The 16,072-nt window shown below is 73.8% G+C and carries 9 protein-coding genes; 4 read left to right on the forward strand and 5 right to left on the reverse strand.

The features are described 5' to 3' along the window. Positions 1-26: 26 nt before the first annotated feature. A complete protein-coding gene (locus Voc01_RS49040; RefSeq protein ID WP_203934678.1) occupies positions 27-2,828 on the reverse strand; it encodes a helix-turn-helix transcriptional regulator in 2,802 nt (933 codons plus the stop codon). Between the two features lie 51 nt (positions 2,829-2,879). After that, positions 2,880-6,332, reverse strand: coding sequence for a PQQ-dependent sugar dehydrogenase (locus Voc01_RS49045; RefSeq protein WP_239161048.1), 3,453 nt, complete (start codon positions 6,330-6,332; stop codon positions 2,880-2,882). 223 nt (positions 6,333-6,555) lie between these two features. Between Voc01_RS49045 and Voc01_RS49050 the strand changes: the two genes are divergently transcribed. Next, positions 6,556-8,745, forward strand: a complete 2,190-nt coding sequence (locus Voc01_RS49050; protein WP_203934699.1) for an MMPL family transporter — start codon at positions 6,556-6,558, stop codon at positions 8,743-8,745. 32 nt (positions 8,746-8,777) lie between these two features. Here the strand turns inward: Voc01_RS49050 and Voc01_RS49055 are convergent, their stop codons facing one another. Next, complete coding sequence (locus Voc01_RS49055) at positions 8,778-10,028, reverse strand: MFS transporter (protein ID WP_203934679.1); 1,251 nt, start codon at positions 10,026-10,028, stop codon at positions 8,778-8,780. Further along, a complete protein-coding gene (locus tag Voc01_RS49060) occupies positions 10,025-11,800 on the reverse strand; it encodes an Hsp70 family protein (protein ID WP_203934680.1) in 1,776 nt (591 codons plus the stop codon). Before Voc01_RS49060 ends, Voc01_RS49055 begins: the two co-directional genes overlap by 4 nt. A 92-nt stretch (positions 11,801-11,892) precedes the next feature. Here Voc01_RS49060 and Voc01_RS49065 point away from each other — a divergent pair, with 92 nt between their 5' ends. The 3 genes from Voc01_RS49065 (at position 11,893) to Voc01_RS49075 (ending at position 15,200) form a co-directional block, all read left to right on the forward strand. Further along, the gene (locus Voc01_RS49065; protein ID WP_203934681.1) at positions 11,893-12,948 is read left to right on the forward strand and encodes a SecDF P1 head subdomain-containing protein; all 1,056 of its coding nucleotides are present in this window, start codon (positions 11,893-11,895) and stop codon (positions 12,946-12,948) included. A 135-nt stretch (positions 12,949-13,083) separates the two neighbouring features. Next, positions 13,084-14,979 carry a dynamin family protein gene (locus Voc01_RS49070; protein WP_239161049.1) on the forward strand — a complete coding sequence of 632 codons (1,896 nt, stop codon included), beginning with the start codon at positions 13,084-13,086 and terminating at the stop codon, positions 14,977-14,979. 68 nt (positions 14,980-15,047) lie between these two features. Further along, positions 15,048-15,200: a hypothetical protein gene (locus tag Voc01_RS49075; protein WP_203934682.1), complete on the forward strand. Its 153-nt coding sequence runs from the start codon at positions 15,048-15,050 to the stop codon at positions 15,198-15,200. Between the two features lie 47 nt (positions 15,201-15,247). Here Voc01_RS49075 and Voc01_RS49080 read toward each other — a convergent pair whose 3' ends face one another. Beyond that, positions 15,248-15,985 (reverse strand): DUF4386 domain-containing protein, encoded by a 738-nt coding sequence (locus tag Voc01_RS49080; protein ID WP_239161050.1) that lies wholly within the window; start codon positions 15,983-15,985, stop codon positions 15,248-15,250. Between the last annotated feature and the right edge of the window lie 87 nt (positions 15,986-16,072).

Consider the following 16,072-nt stretch of genomic DNA (forward strand, 5'->3'; position numbering starts at 1 on the left):
ATCGGCGGAACTACTCATCCGCCTACTCATCCCCGGTGGCGGGTCGCCCAGGCGGCGAGCTGGGCCCGGTTGGTCAGCGCCAGCTTGACGAAGATGTGCTGCACGTGGTTCTGGGCGGTCCGTTCGGAGATGACGAGCCGCCGCGCGATCTCCCGGTTGCTGAGCCCCTCGGCGACCAGGGCGGCGACCTCCCGCTCGCGGGCGGTCAGCACGGTCAGCGGGGTCAGCGGGGTCGGCTCGGAGGCCGTCGAGGGGGCGGGCGAGAGGGCGGCCGGCGGGGCGGCGGTCGAGGGGGTCGGCTCCGGGCCGGCCAGCGCCTCCAGCCGGGCCACCCACGGGCTCATCCCCAGTGCCCGGGCGAGCGGCAGGGTCCGGTCCGCCAGCGCCGCCCCGGCCGCGCGGTCGCCGCCGGCCGCCAGCGCCGCCGCGAGGTCGCAGTCCGCCTCGGCCCGGAACCCGGAGGCGCCGATCTCGCGGCACCGCTCACCCGCCGCGGCGAGCTCGTCGCGGGCCACGTCCCACCGGCCGAGCGCCGCCGCGCACTTGCCGAGCGTGAGGTCGACCGGGCCGAGGAAGTTCGTGGCACCGGCGCCGCCGGTGATGTAGCGCCCCCGGTACGGCAGCAGCGACTCCCGCAGGAAGGCGACGTCCTCTGTCAGGCCCAGCGCCGCGGTGACCTGCGCACCGATGCCCCACGCCACCAGGCGGCCGGAGACCGGGAAGAACCAGCGCCGGGGCGACCCGCAGCGGCTGTACATCGCGGCCGCCTCGTCCAGCCGGCCGCTGTCGGCCAGCGCGAACGCGCGTCCCAGCCGCGCGTACAGGTCCCACCGGCTGTCGGTGCCGAAGTTCCAGGTGTCCGTGGCCAGGAACCCGTCCGGGTGACCCCGGTGGTGGCCCAGCAGCAGCCGGAACGCGACCGACGCGCCGCGGGCGGCGGGGTGCCCGATCCGCCGGAACAGGTCCAGCCCCTCCTGGAGGAACGCGTCGGCCTCCTCGAACTCGGCCCGGGCGAACGCGAGCGCGGCGCGGGTGACGAGCAGGTGCCAGCGCGGGTCGGGCCCGTCGAGCCGGTCGACGCACCGTTGCAGCGCCGTCGTCTCGGTGGCGACCGCGGCGAGCCGGCCGGCGAACCAGTGGGTGTCGATCAGCCACAGCCGGCCCCACAGCTCCACCTGCGGGCGCCAGGACGCGGTGCCGATGGCGATCATGCGCTCGGCGAGCGTCGCGACCTCGGCGGTGTCGTCGGGTCCGCTGCGGACGAGCTGGCGCGCGGAGAGGGCGGCGACCGTCGCGTCCGGGTCGCCGCAGGCCTCGGCGAGGCGCAGCGCCTCGGCGCTGGTGCGCTCGGCCTCCTCGGCCGGGCCGCAGTACACCGCCGCCTGGGTCAGCCGGGCCAGCAGCCGCACCCGGGTGGCGTCGTCGGGGTCGGCGACGGCGAGGGCCTCGGTGCACCACCGGTGGATGTCGCCGTCCCACCCCGGCTCCCCGACCGGCTCCAGCGTGAGCGCCGCGTCGACGATCAGCGCCGGCAGGCCGAGCCGCCGGCCGGCGTCGACGGCCGCGCGGCAGCTCAGGTGGGCGTCGCGGAGCTCGCCGCACGCCACCGCGGCGGCCGCGAGCGCGGGCAGGAGACCGGCGTGCTCGGCCGGGTCGACGGCGTCCGCGTGGTCCCGCGCCACCCGGTACAGCCGCAGCGCGTCGGGGTGGGCGAGCCGGCGCATCGCGTCGTCGCCGGCGCGGCGGGCCGACCGGTACGCCTCGGCCGACGGCGCACCCGCCGCGGCGGCCGACCAGTGGTGGGTCAGCACGCCGAGCTCGTCGGTGACCCGGTCGCCGGCGAGCTCCCGGATGGCCCGCGCGGCGCGGCCGTGCAGCCGCACGCGGTCCACAATGGACATCGCGGCCGCGACCGACGCGCGGACCGCGGTGTGGTGGAACTCCGCGCGGCCGGAGGTCACCGACGCCGACAGCAGGTCCGACCGGACGAGCTCGTCGACCGCGCCGAGGCAGTCCGCGGCGGGCAGGTCCAGCATCCGCGCGACGGTGGCGATGCGGAACCGGTCACCGAGAACGGCGCCGGCGTCGAGGACGCGCCGGGCCGGCTCCGACAGCGCGCCGGTACGCGCGGCGACCACGTCGTCGAACGTGCGGGGCATCGGCGACGACGACCGGTCCGCCAGCCACCGGGCCAGTTCGACGACGTGCAACGGGTTTCCGCCGGTCGCCTCGGACACCCGCGCCACCACGTCGGCCGGTACCGGCCGGTTCGTCCGCGCCCGCAGCAGGAGCCCGACCGTGTCGCGGTCGAGCCCGCCGAGGGGCAGCGTGTGCGTCGCCGGTTCGGCCCGCAGATCGGTCCACGCGCGTCGCGCGTCGGCGCCGGACACGCAGATCAGCACCCGGGCCGACCGCAGCGAGCGGACCAGGCCGGGCAGCACGTCCACCGACGCGTCGTCGGCACCGTCGAGGTCGACGACCAGCACCACCCCGCGGTCCGCGCCGGCGCGGGTGAGCCGGTCGGCGAGCCGCTCGACCACGGTCGGCCGCTCGGCGCCGGTCTCGAACGGGTCCGGCAGGCCCGGAATGTGCCGCCACGACCAGTACGGCGGCGCGCCCGGCGAACCGAACGACGGCGCCCACAGCACCTCGACACCGGTGCCGGCGGCATCGTGCGTGAACCGCCGCAGCAGCGCCGTGCGGCCCACGCCCGGCTCGCCCGCGCACAGCACCACGCGCGGGCGTCCGGCGAGCGCGTCCTCGAGCAGCGCCGACAGCCGCGCGAGCTCCGTCGCGCGGCCCAGCAGCCGCACCGGTCGCGTGGCCATAGGCACTGTCCTACCGGGACGGCACCGCGACCGCAACGACCGGTCCGGCCGCTACGAGGCGTAAATAGAGAACTTCGCGTTCCAGCGGGTCGACGTGCCGAACGACGACGGCCAGGTGCCGAACGCGCGCGGCTGGCTCCACGCGCCCTGGTTGGCGGTTCCGGTGGCGTAGCTGAGGTTGTTGTCGCCGTTGGTGTTGTACACGAGCCAGTAGGCCGTGTTCGGCGCCAGGGTCGCGGCGACCGGCAGGCTGTTCCACGCGTTCGCGGTGAGCGTGCCCGACGCGCTCGACGCCACCAGCGTTCCCGGAGCGCCGTTCACGTCGGTGTAGATCGCCACCTGGTACTGGTTGCCCGGCGCCGCCTGCACCGTCCTCATGTACACGGAGATCCGGCTGACCGTGAGCGCGGTGGCGCCGTTGACGAACCGGGAGCCGTTCATGTAGTTCATGTCGCCGGCGTCCAGCGTCGGGCCCACCTGGTCGAAACCGAGGCGGGGCGCGCTCGGGTCCGCCGTGGTGAACGTGAACTGGTGGGTGGCCGCGAGCGCGTTGCCCGCCGCGTCGGTGACCCCCGTGCGGACCGTCGCCGTGTACTGCGTCGAGGCGGCCAGCGGCGCGGACGGCGTGATGGTGGCCGTCTGGGTGGCCGCGTCGTAGCCGACGGTCCGGCCGACCAGCGCGCCGCCGGGGCCGCGCAGTTCCAGGTTCGCCGCTGTGACGGTCGCCGCGGCCATGCTCTCGGTGAACCGCACGGTGACCGGCGCGGTCAGCCCGACCCCGACGGCGCCGTTGGCCGGGGTCGTGGCCGCGACCGTCGGCGCGGTGGTGTCGGGACCGGTGGTCGCGTAGATGGAGAACTTCGCGTTCCACCGGGTGGACCCGCCGAACGTCGCCGGCCACGTGCCGAACGCCGTGGACGCGCTCCACGCGCCCTGGTTGGCCGTTCCGGCGTCGTAGCTGAGGTTGTTGTCGCCGTTGGTGTTGTACATGAGCCAGTAGGCCGTGTCCGGCGCCAGCGCCGCGCTGATCGGCAGCGTGTTCCACGCGTTGGCCGTCAGCGTGCCCGTGGCGCTGGTGGCCACGCGCGCACCGGGCGAGCCGTTCGCGTCGGCGTAGATGGCGAGCTGGTACTGGTTGTTCGGCGCCGGCCGCACCGTCTTCATGTACACCGACATCGAGCTGACCGTCGTCGCGCCGGCACCGGTGACGAACCGCGAGCCGTTCATGTGGTTCTGGTCGCCGGTGTCCGTCGACGCGCCGATCTGCGCGTAGCCGATCCGCTGCGACGTCGGTGCCGTCGTGTAGGTCGCGGTGTAGGTCGTCGCCGCCGTGGGCGCGGTGACCACGTGGGTCGCCGCCCCGCCGTCGGACCACGTCGCGAACGTCGCGGACGCCTGCGGCGACGGCGCGGAGACCGAGTTGGTCGAGCCCTGGATCACCGTGCGGGTGAACGGTGTGGTGCCCGACGTCGAGCCGACGGTGAGCTGGAGCCCCGACGGCACGGTGGCGAACGTCAGGTCGACCGTCTTCGGGTCCAGGCGCCGCGTCGCCGTGTGCGCCAGGCCCTCCTGGTCGGTGGCGACGAGCTTCAGCTCCAGATAGGACGGGTACTCGTGGTCGGGTGCCACGAACGATCCCGACGCCACGCCGGTCCAGCCGCGGATCGCGTGTTCGTGGCAGGTGTCGGGCGCCGAGCAGTGGTGCATCACGAGGTCCCAGTTCAGCCGCGACGCGGGGAGGGTGCCCTGCTGCGGGTCGGTGGCGTGGCCGGAGAACGTCACCGTGTCGCCGACCTTCCAGGTCGTGCCCGCCGACGGGGTGTCGATGACCGCCGTCGGCGCGTCGTTGCCGGGTGTGACGGTCACCGTGCTCGCGTGCGTCGCGTTCAGCGTGTCGGTGACCGTCAGCCGCGCGGTGTACGAGCCCGCCGCGTTGTAGGTGAACGTCGCCGTGGGGGTGGTGGAGTCGGTGACCCCGTCGTTGGTGAAGTCCCAGGCGTAGCGCAGGCGGCCCGCGTCGGCCGGGTCGGGGTCGGTGGAGCCGGATCCGTCGAACGTCACGGTCAACGGCGTCGGGCCCTGCCTCGGCGTCGCCGCGACGACCGCGGTCGGCGGCTGGTTGCCCGGGAAGTACCGCACGCGGCGGATGGTGCCGCCCAGGTCGGCGTAGTACAGCTCACCGCCGGGGCCGACCTCGAGGTCCACCGGCCCGGCCGCGTCGGAGACGAACGTCTGCAGGTTGGCCGGGTCCGGAAGGCCGCCGGGGGTCGACGGCAGCGACGCCCAGATGCAGCGCCGCGAGTAGTCGGCGAAGAAGACCGCGCCGTTGTACGCGGCCGGGTACGGGCCGCCGGACGTCGGGTAGAACGCCACACCGGTCGACGACGAGCTACCGGTCGGGCAGGCCTCGCCCGCCACCAGCCGGCTGGCGTGGTTCCAGGCGACGAACGGCGGGGTGTGGGTGCCGGCCGGCGCGGTGTAGAGGGTCTCGCAGATCGGCAGGTTCGCGCTGTCGTATCCGGACTGCCGGGCGTTGCCCTCCCAGCACGGCCAGCCGAAGTTGGTGACGCCCGTGGTCGGGTCGGGCACCCGGTTGACCTCTTCCCAGGTGTTCCACCCGGTGTCGGAGATCCAGGTCTCGTTGGTGCCCGGGCGCATGGTGATCCGGTACGGGTTGCGCAGCCCGTGCGCGACGATCCGGCGGGTGTCCGGGTCGGCGGAGGCGGAGTTCGGGTTGCCGGGCGCGGCCGCGCCGGTCGCCGGGTCGAGCCGCAGCAGCGTGCCGTCGAGCTGGGTCTCGTCGCCGGGGGTGCGCAGGTCCTGCGACCGCAGCGCGCCGCCCTCGTTGGCCGGGTCTCCGCACGGGTTGGTCGGCGCGCCCGAGGGCAACTGTCCATAGTCGACGGCGTTGAAGCTCGCGCCGTCGCCGGCGGCGACGTAGAGCATGCCGTCGGCGCCGAAGGCGATGTCACCGATGGAGTGGCTCGGGAACTGCTGGCACCAGTCGTGCAGCAGCACCTGCTCGGTGCCGGTCATCGTGTTCCCGTTGGCCTGCAGGCGCGACAGTCGCCCGGTGACCACGCAGCGCCCGTCGTTCGCGTTGGCGCACACGTCGTTCCAGACCGGTGCGACCTGTCCGGGCGGCGCGTCGTACGTGTAGAGCACGTAGACGTACGGGTTCGTCGGGAAGTTGGGCGCCAGCACCATGCCGAGGAGACCCCGGTCCCACTGGTTGTGGACGTTGGCCGACAGGTCGGCGAACACCGTGGGGGTCGTGTCGGCGAGGTCGTCGAAGACCTTGATGCGGCCGCCCTTCTCGGCGACGAAGACGCGCCCGTCGGCCGCGAACTCCAGGTCGACCGGCGAGCTGAGTCCACTGAAGACGATCTGTTCCTGGAAGCCGCTCGGCAACGCGACCGCGGACGCCGGCCGCGGACCGACGAACGCCGACACCCCCACCACGGTCACGACCGCGACGAACCCACGCAGCGCACGCCGGAACACGGGCAGCCCCTCCCACTCGCGGAACCCCGTCGGAGCGGAACCCTCGAAAGTTCAGAAATGTTAACGGGATTCAGAATCCCCATATCGTCGGCTGTCCGACTCGACCGGTCGCCGACCGGACACACCTGCCCGTCCGTCCGGGGGATTGCCCGTCGATCGGTGCCGGCCGCCGCCCGGACGCCCGCTGGCGCCCCGGACCCGGAGGTGCTTGCATGCCCCGGTGATGCTCGCCGCGCTCGGCCGTTCGTGTGCCCGCTGGCGGTGGCCTGTGCTCGGCGTCTGGCTCGTCCTGCTCGTCGCCGGGCTGGTGCAGGGCGGCCGGGTCTTCGACCGGCTCACCACCACCGACAGCCTGCGGCCCGACGCCGAGTCGCAGCGCGCCGAGCGGCGGGTCGACCGGCTGCGGCCGGAGGGCCCGGTCGTCGTCGCCGTCGTCGGCGGGCGCGACGTGTACGACCAGGCGCTCGTCGCCGACGTCACGGCGGTGACCGCCGGCATCCGTGCCATGGACGGCGTCGCGGAGGTCGAGGACCTGTACAGCGCGCCCGGCGGACGGATCGGCGCCGACAACCGGAGCTCGCTGATCCGGGTCGAACTGCGGCCGGGCCTGCCGGACGGGCGGCGGGAACGGGTCGAGGACGCGGTCGTCGACGCGCTGCACCGCATCGACGCGCCCGAGGTGCTCGTCGGTGGCGAGACGCTCGCCGAGCGCGCGTTCGCCGACCGGGCCGTCGCCGACGCCGCGTTCGGCGAGTCGGTCGCGCTCGTCGTCCTCCTCGTCGTGCTGGTGTTCGTTCTCGGCGGTTTCGTGGCCGGCGCGGTCCCGCTCGTCGCGGCGCTCGCCACCGTGTCGGTGACGCTGCTCGGCCTGTTCGGGCTGACCGCGCTCACCGGGGTCAGCGAGTTCACCGTCAACGTCGTCACCATGCTCGGCATCGGGCTCGCCGTCGACTACGCGCTGCTCGTCACCGCCCGCTTCCGGGAGGAGCGCGACGCCGGTCCCGACGCGTCTGTCGCCGAACTGCTCGCCCGCACCAGCGCGACCGCCGGCCGCACCGTGCTCGTCTCCGGGCTCGCCGTCGCCGCGGCGATGGGCGGCCTGTCCGCGTTCGCCGAACCGCTTCTCGGCGCGATGGCGCTGGGCGGCGCGCTCGTCGTGCTGCTGGCCACCCTGGCCGGGCTCACCGCTGTCCCGGCGCTCATCGCCGCGACGCACCGCCGCATTCCGGCGGCGGGCGACCACAACCGGGTGCTCGCGCTGCGCCGCGCGGTCGCGGCCGCGGTGCGGGGAAAGGCCGATCCGGGACCGGGTGTGCTGGCGCGGCTCGCCGCGTTCGCGCAGCGCCGGCCGGGCCCGGTGACCCTCGCCGTGACGGCCGGTCTGCTGGCGCTGGCGCTGCCGTTCGTGTTCGGGGTGAACCTCGAGAACTCCGACGCCCGCGCGCTGCCGGCCTCCGCCGAGGCGCGCAGGGTGCAGGAGACCGTGCAGCGCGACTTCGGCAACGGCCGGGCCGACCCGGTCGTCGTGGTGGTCGACGCGGATCCGTCGCGTGCGGAGGTTCGCGACTTTCTCGACGCGCTCAACAGGCTCGACGGCGTGCTCCGGATGGAGCCGCGGCCCGACATCGCCGCGCCGGCGGCCGTTGTCGACGTCACCCCGGAGGGCCCGACCGCCGGGCGGACCTCGCGCGACGTCGTACGCGCGATCCGGGCGCTGGACCCGCCGTTCCCGGTTCTCGTGGGCGGCGCCGCCGCGGAGCTCGTCGACTACCGGGACTCGGTGGGCGGGCGGTTCCCGGTCGCGCTGCTCGTCATCCTGCTGGCGACGACGGTGCTGCTGTTCGTGCTGACCGGTTCGCTCGTGGTGCCGCTCAAGGCGTTGGCGATGAACGCGCTCACGCTGCTCGCCACGCTCGGCGTGCTCGTCGTCGTGTTCCAGTGGGGCGTCGGCGACGCGTTGCTCGGCGTCGAATCGTGGGGCGCGATCGACGTCACCACACCGGTTCTGCTGTTCGTGTTCGTGTTCGGGCTCTCGATGGACTACGAGGTGTTCCTGCTCGCCCGGATCAGGGAGGAGTGGGACGGCCGCCCGTCGACCGGTGACCGCGCCGTCCGCGCCGGCATCGCGAAGTCCGGGCCGGTGGTCACCGCCGCCGCGTTGTGCATCGGTGTGGTGTTCCTCGGGTTCCTGCTCGGTGAACTGGTCGCGGTCAAGGAGATCGGGTTCGCGATGGCGGTGGCGCTGCTGCTCGACGTCACGGTCGTGCGCGGGCTGCTGCTGCCGGCGTCGATGAGCCTGCTCGGCGGGTGGAACTGGTGGGCGCCGGCGCCGCTGCGCCGGTGGCACGACCGCCGGTTCGCGCCGCGCGCCGCCACGCCGGCCACCCGCCGGCGGGACCGCGCCCTCCGGTAGGGCTCCACCGGCCGCGCGTTCCGCGCTACGTGTCAGCGGCCGCCGCGACGCGACGCGAGGACCATGACGACGACCGGGAACACGACGCCGGCGAGCAGACCGACCCGCAGCCCCGAACCGCCGTCGTCCGGAAGCAGCCGCGCCACGTCGCGCAGGACGCCGTCGGAGCGGGTCGAGGCCTGCGCGACCGCGCCCGCGACCCACGGCCCGACCGCGCCGCCCGCGTCGCCGAACACGGCGAGGATGCCGAACATCGCCGCACCGCCGGCCGGGAAGCGCGCGGCGGCGAGGCTGAACGTGCCCGGCCACAGCAGGCTCACCGCCAGCCCGCACAACGCGCACCCGACCAGGCTCACGACCGCGTTGCCGGCCAGTGCCGCCACCAGGTAGCACACGGTCGCGAGCGCGCCGCAGCCGACGAGCGCCGGCGCCAGCGCGATCCGGGCGCCCCACACGCCGTAGGCGGCCCGGCCGGCGCCCATGAAGAGCGCGAACACGCACGGCCCGGCGAGGTCGCCCCACACCTTGGTGACCCCGAGGCCCTCCTCCGCGAACAGCGACGACCACTGCGACATCGTCAGTTCGGCGGCGCCCGCGCAGAGCATGAGCACCATCGCGGCGGCGAACGCCCGCGTGCCGAGCAGGGTCCGCACGGACGTGCGGTGCTCGTCGAGGACGGTCGCCGGCATCGGGACCCGGAGCAGAACGACCAGGTTCACCAGCGGTGCCAGCGCCCACAACAGCGGCAGCAGGTACCACCGGGACTGGTCGAGCAGCCCGAGGAGCAGCGTCGTGCCCACCACCACCGCGGCCTGGCCCCAGCAGTAGAACGAGTGCAGCAGGCTCATTTGGGCCGCCCTGCCGTTCGACGGCGCGGGCAGCGCGTCGACGACGGGGCTCACCAGCACCTCCAGCAGGCCCCCGCCCACCGCCGACACGGCGATCGCGATGCTCAGTCCGAGATACGGCGTCGGCAGGGTCACCGGCAGCACGGCCAGCAGCACCAGACCCGCCACCGACACCACGTGGGCGAGCACGAGCGGGCCGCGGTAGCCGACCCGGTCCACCACCCGCACCGCGACGAGGTCGGTCAGCAACTGCACGCCGAAGTTCAGCAGCACCAGCCGACCGAGCATCTCCAGCGGCACGTCGAACCGCGTCTGGAACACGATGAACAGCAACGGAGCGAGGTTGTTCACGATCGCCTGGGTGACGTACCCCGTGTAGCAGACCCGCCGGGTGGCGTCGAACGTCATGGCGTACGGCCGACGCGGGGCGTTCACCACCAGTCGACGCGGTCGTCGATCAGGTCGGCCACGCGGCGCCACGCGGCGGCGAGCGCACGGTGGTCGAACGCGCGCAGTTCGCGCCGCCCGCGGCCGAACGGGATGCGCCGCGCCACCCGCAGCGCGTCGTCGAGCCGGTCGAGCGGTGTGCCCTCGCCGAGCAGGGCGTAGGCCTCGTCGATGTCGAGCGCGTTGACCAGTTCCCGGGCGACGATGCCGGCCTCGACGACCACGTCGACGAGCCACTCCTTCGGGTGCCGTTCGAGGGTGACCGGCGGCAGGTCGAGCCGGTAACGGTTGCGCGGCAGCAGTGGCAGGAACGCGGTCGTCATCGTCTCGGCCAGCGACTCCCAGTGCAGCACCGCGGTCATCGCGTGGCCGTCGGTTCCGGCGGCGTGGTCGCCGGCCTGTTCCGGGCGGGCGAACAGCGGCAGGCGGTCACCCTCGTTCGCGAACACCGCGGTCCCGCCGTCGTCGGGGTAGGTCCGGACCGTGTAGCCGACCCGACCGCCGATCGTCAGCTCGACGAGGTGCACCGGGAAGTCGCTCGACACCACGCCGCGCGGCGGGATGCCCAGCACCGCCGGCCGCTGCGACGTCGTGGTCGCGGGGGTCGGGGTGGCCGGCGTCGGGGTGGGCCGTGTCGGGGTGGCGGGCGTCGTTCGTGGGACCGTCGGTGCCGCCGCGGGTCCCATCGCCGCAGGCGGAATCTCCGTCCCGGGGATGTGCAGGGCACCGTGCGCGACCACGAGCTCCGGCTGGTCGATGACCGTCGGCGCGATGCCGAGCCGTCGGTGCAGCAGCGCGGCGACCAACGGGATCCGGCTCGACCCGCCGACCAGGAACACGCCGGCCGTGCGTTCGCGGGTGACGCCGGCCGACCGCAGCATCTCCACCGTCGTCGCCACGGTGCGGTCGAGCAACGGCCGCGCGGCCGCCTCGAACTCGGCCCGCGTCACGTGCAGGTCCACGTCGACCAGCGGCACGTGCAGGTCGGCCTGTACGTGACGGGACAGCAGCTCCTTCGCCGCGCGGGCACCGAGCCACAGGTCCCGGCGGGCCCGCTGGTCGGCGGTGGTCTCCGGCCAGTCGAGCCGTGCCCACGCGTCGCGCGCCCGTTCCGTGAGCGACCGGGCGTGCGCCACGACAACGGCGTCGAGGTCAAGGCCGCCGATGTCGGACAGGCCGCCGGTGGCGACGACCTCGAACCCGTGCGCCTCCCGGCGGACGGCGCTGACGTCGAACGTGCCGGCCCCGAGGTCGTACACGACGAGGGCGTGACCCGGCGGCACCTCCCGGCCCAGGATCGCGGCGAAGTAGGCGGCCGCGGCGGCCGGCTCGGGCACCAGCGTCACCGGCGACATTCCGGCCCGCGCCGCCGCTTCGGTGAACACACCGAGCCGGGTGCGGCCCCAGACGGCCGGGTGGGTGAGCACGACGGCCGAGGGTGGGGCACCGCCGACCCGGCACGCCTCGGCCCACTCGCGCGACAGGACCGTCGCCACGAGGTCCACAATGGAGTGCTCCCGTTCACCGAGCCACGCCGTGCCGTCGTCGACGCGGCGCTTGGGGTGCGGCTCCAGGCCGTCGGGACGGGCGAGCGCGGCCCGTTCGGCGTCGGCACCGGTGAGGACGGCCGCGTCCGGTCCGGCGTGCACCGCCGACGACAGCAGCGGCGAGGAGTCGAACAGCAGTGGCGTGACGGACCGGTCCGGCCGCTGCAGCATCCCGACGGTGTTCGATGTCCCGAAGTCAACACCGAGCCGCACGTCGAGCGCACCTCCCGTACCCTGTCCGCATGTCCCCGCAGGAACCGGCGCCAGGATACCCACAGCCCGTCGCTCCAGCGGAACTCGGATACGTGCCGGAAGGCTATCTTCCGCCGCCCGCGCCCAGGCCGGCCCGCCGCCGGTGGTGGTTGTGGCTGACGCTCGGCGTCGTGCTCATCGCGGTGGTCGCCGCCGGCGCGACGGCCCTGTTCCTCACCCGCGGCTGGGACGGGCGTCCCGTCGAGGGAGACGTCGCGATCACCGTGCGGCTGTCCGGTCCCGACGGCGGGCAACCCGCGGCGGCCGCGCTCGACCAGACCTTGAAGATCCTGACCTCGCGGATGAAGGAGCTGGATCTGGCCCGGCCGACGGTCACCGCGATCGGCGCCGAGACCCTGCTGGTCACCGCCGCCCGCGGCGACACCGAGCGGGTCAAGGCCCTGCTGGTGCCGGGAAACCTCACGTTCCGCCGGGTTCTCGGCAGCACGTCCGGCCAGCCCGGCGACGGCTGCGGCCCCGACCCGCAGGAGCGCACCGACCGGGCGGCGGCGCTCGCTTCGGCCAGGGCCAAGCTGGGACCGGTCTACGACGCCGCGGCCGCCGTCCGCGACCCGTCCACCCCCGCCGCGACGGCATTGACCGGCTTCGACGCCCTGACCTGTGCGGAGATCGCCGCTCTGCCACACACGATGCAGTACGCGGTACCGGCGGTCACCTGCACGATGCTCAACCAACGCCCGCCGGGAGCGCTCGACGACAGCGCCGGGGCGACGGCCTGCGACCGCGCCGGTGAGGCGAAGTACCTGCTCGACACGGCCAAGGTGGTCGGCGCCGACCTGGCCGACGCGGAGACGAAGATCGACCAGGGTGCGTGGACCGTCAACCTGCGCTTCACCGGGTCGGGCCAGCCGAAGTGGACCGCGCTCACCACCGAGATCGTGGACGCCGGCCAGGGCACCGAGGGACAGGTGGCGGTGGCGCTCGACAACATCGTGATCGTCGCCCCGGCGATCACCGCGGTCATCCCGGGCGACGCCGTCATCTCCGGCAACCTGGGCCGCGCCGAAGCCGAGGAACTGACGGCCCTGATCGGCAACGGCGTCCTGCCCCTGCGCCTGGTGATCGCGTCGGTGGAGACCGTGCGCTGAGCCGTCCGTACCGCTCTGACCTGGGCATATGCGCCTCCCCAGTTCGTGCCAACCGCGATGGGACGCGCCGCGGCGCCGCGACCGCCGCCGGTACGGTCCCGGCCAGGAAAGCACACGGGGACCTAGGAGGACGCGGTGACCCAGGTGCAGCAACCCCCCACGACGACCCCGCCGAACCCTGACGCCGCGTTGCAGAAGCTCCTCGTCCAGGCCGTCGACGGCGGCCTCGCGTTCCTGCGCAAGAGCGACCCGGACGCCGCGGCGGACCTCGACAAGGTGCGTCGCCGTGACGTCAGCCGCCCTTCGATCGTGGTCGTCGGCGAGACCAAGCGCGGCAAGAGCTCTCTGGTGAACATGCTGATCGGGGTGCCGGACCTGTCACCGGTCGACACCGCGGTGGCGACCTCCTCGTTCATCGAGTTCCGCCACTCGACCGGCCACGGCGCCCGCGCGTACCTGCCCGGCCTGGAGAATCCCGTCCCGCTCAGCCACGGCGACCTCCGCGACTGGGCGACGGTGGCCGGCCGGCTCCCGAGCGGGCTGCGGCCGCCCCGACGCATCGAGGTGCAGCACTCGGCGCCGCTGCTGCAGTACCTGACGCTCGTCGACACGCCCGGCGTCGGCGGCCTCGACCCGTCGCACGCGCAGATCACCCTCGACGCGGTCGAGCGGGCCACCGCGCTGCTGTTCGTCGTCGACGCGTCGTCGCCGTTCACCAGGCCCGAGCTGGACTTCCTCATCGAGGCCAGCATGCGGGTCAACTTCGTTCTGTTCGCGCTGACCAAGTGCGACGCGTACCCGGGCTGGCGCACGATCCTCGCCGACAACCGGGGGCAGCTGCAGGCGCACGCGCCGCGGTTCGGGTCCGCCCCGTGGTTCCCGGTGTCCGCGCGGCTTGCCGAGACGGCGATGTCGATGCCCGAGGGGACGCGGGAGGAGCTGATCCGGGAGTCGCGGATCGCCGACCTGCAGCACGCGCTGATCGACCTGGCCGCCAAGGGCCGCTCGGTGCAGCTGGCCAACGTGCTGCGCTCGGTGCGCAGCGAGGTGATCGGGCTCGACCGCCAGCTCGGCGAGCGGATGAAGGCGACCGACCCGGACCCGGCCGACGTCCAGCGGGCCAGGGACGAACGCGCGAAGGTCGCCGCGCGCAAGCGCACCGAGTCGCGGCAGTGGTCGCTGGCCCTCAACACGGAGACGCAGCGGGCCCGGGTCGAGGCGACCGCCCGGCTTCGGCAGTACGTCACGAAGGTGCAGGAGGACTACCTCGACCGGATCGACAAGGCGGGCAGCGGTGAGCTGAAAGCCCTTCCGCAGGAGCTGGACCGGTCGCTGCACGCGTTGAGCGTGCGGCTCTCGCACGACCTGGAGCAGTGCTTCCGCGCGGTCGGCGAGCGGGCGCTGGCGCAGGTGTTCCGGCCCGACGAGCTGCGGTACGTGCTGCGGCACCTGAACGCCCGGCTGCGGCACGCCCTGCAGTCCAGGCCCCGTCGGCACAGTTCCGGTGACGGCGCGATGGTGGCGATGTCCAGCGCCGGTGTCGCGTTCATGGCCGGCCGGGCCGGCACGTACGGCGCGGGTCTCGGCGCCAGCCTGCTCCAGATCTCCGGCCCGGCCAACCTCGTGCTGCCCGGCATCGGCATCGCGATCGGCCTGGCGGCCGGCGCCTACATGATCTTCAAGCGGAAGTCGATGACCGACCGGCAGGGCGCCAAGCAGTGGCTACGGGAGGTCCTCGGCGACGCGCGTGCGGCGCTGTCCGACGAGATCATGCGGCGCTTCACCGATCTGCAGTACGCGCTGACGCTCGCGCTGGACGAGGCGATCGAACGCCGTCTCCAGCAGCTCGACGCGCACATCGCGACCATCGACAAGGCGCTGGCCGACGACAAGGCCGAGCGGACGAAGCGCAGGAACGCCCTCGTCCAGGAGCGGGACGGGGTGCGGGCCCGGATCCGCCAGCTCGACGAGGTCCTCGTCCGGGTGCGGTCGCTGGCGCCCACCGCACCACCGGTGGAAGACCCGCTGTGAAGTCCACACGAACTCTCCACAGGTTCCACCCATGGACGGCCTGTGGGCCTTCGTCCTGGGCGGGCTGGGTGGTGCTCGTCGGGGTCGAACTGGCCCTGGTGTTCGCCGCGCATCCGCGCAGCGGGCGGACGCGCCGCGCGGTACTGGGGACGATCGCGCTGGTGCTGTCGGCGGTGCTCGCGGTGTGGCTGCCCATCAACGTCGCGTTGATCTGCGGCTGATCGCGGCGGTCGTCGTTCGCGGTGCCGGGCCGGCCGGGGGAACGGGCTCAGCTCGTCGCCGGTGCGGGCATACGCGGCGCGGGCGGGGCCTCGTCCAGGGCCCGCCGGCGCACGCCGCGGACCAGCAGGTAGCCGACCATCCAGAACTCGCCCACCGACGCGGGATACGCCAGCGCCTCGACGACGACGTGCGCGTCGGGGACGAGGTACCTGAGGAACGCGCTGAGCACGTACCCGGCGCCGCCGACGACGAGGATCCAGCCCAGGGCGCGGGGCATCCAGCCCGAGCGCAGCACGCACCAGCCCATGGGAACGAGCCACAGGCCGAAGAACAGCGCGCCCACGCCCCAGAGGTTGTCGCTCACCAGGTACAGGATCTGCACGTTGGCGGCGGCGTCACCGATCCCGTCGACCGACACCTGCAGCGCCGTCGCCAGCGCGGCGGCGCTCACCAGACCCACGATCGCGTTGACCAGACCGAACGCGGCGATCCCGCCCGCGGCAACGGGTCGCACCGTGCGGAAGAGGCGGTAGAACCAGACCGCGGTGAGGGTCTGGGTGACGACCATGCCCAGTTCGAGGGCGATGCCGGCGCGGGCGAGCGACCCGTGCGTCACCAGGTTGGCGAGCGTCTCGTCGGGGTCGTCGGCGGCGAAGAGCATCGGGCGGACGACGAGGTACCCGAGGAGACCGGTGATGGCGACTCCCAGGTAGAACAGCCCGGTCGTGCGGGCGGTACGGGTCAGCGTGTGCATCGTGGCTCCCGTGTATAGAAAACTTGACATGTTGAAGGTAAAGAAGTCCAGACATCGTGTCAAGAATCTTTAACCCAGGACGCTCAGTGGTTGCCTACGTCCGCGGCCGGTGCTTGT

The organism is Virgisporangium ochraceum (assembly GCF_016863655.1).
GTDB classification, from domain to species: domain Bacteria; phylum Actinomycetota; class Actinomycetes; order Mycobacteriales; family Micromonosporaceae; genus Virgisporangium; species Virgisporangium ochraceum.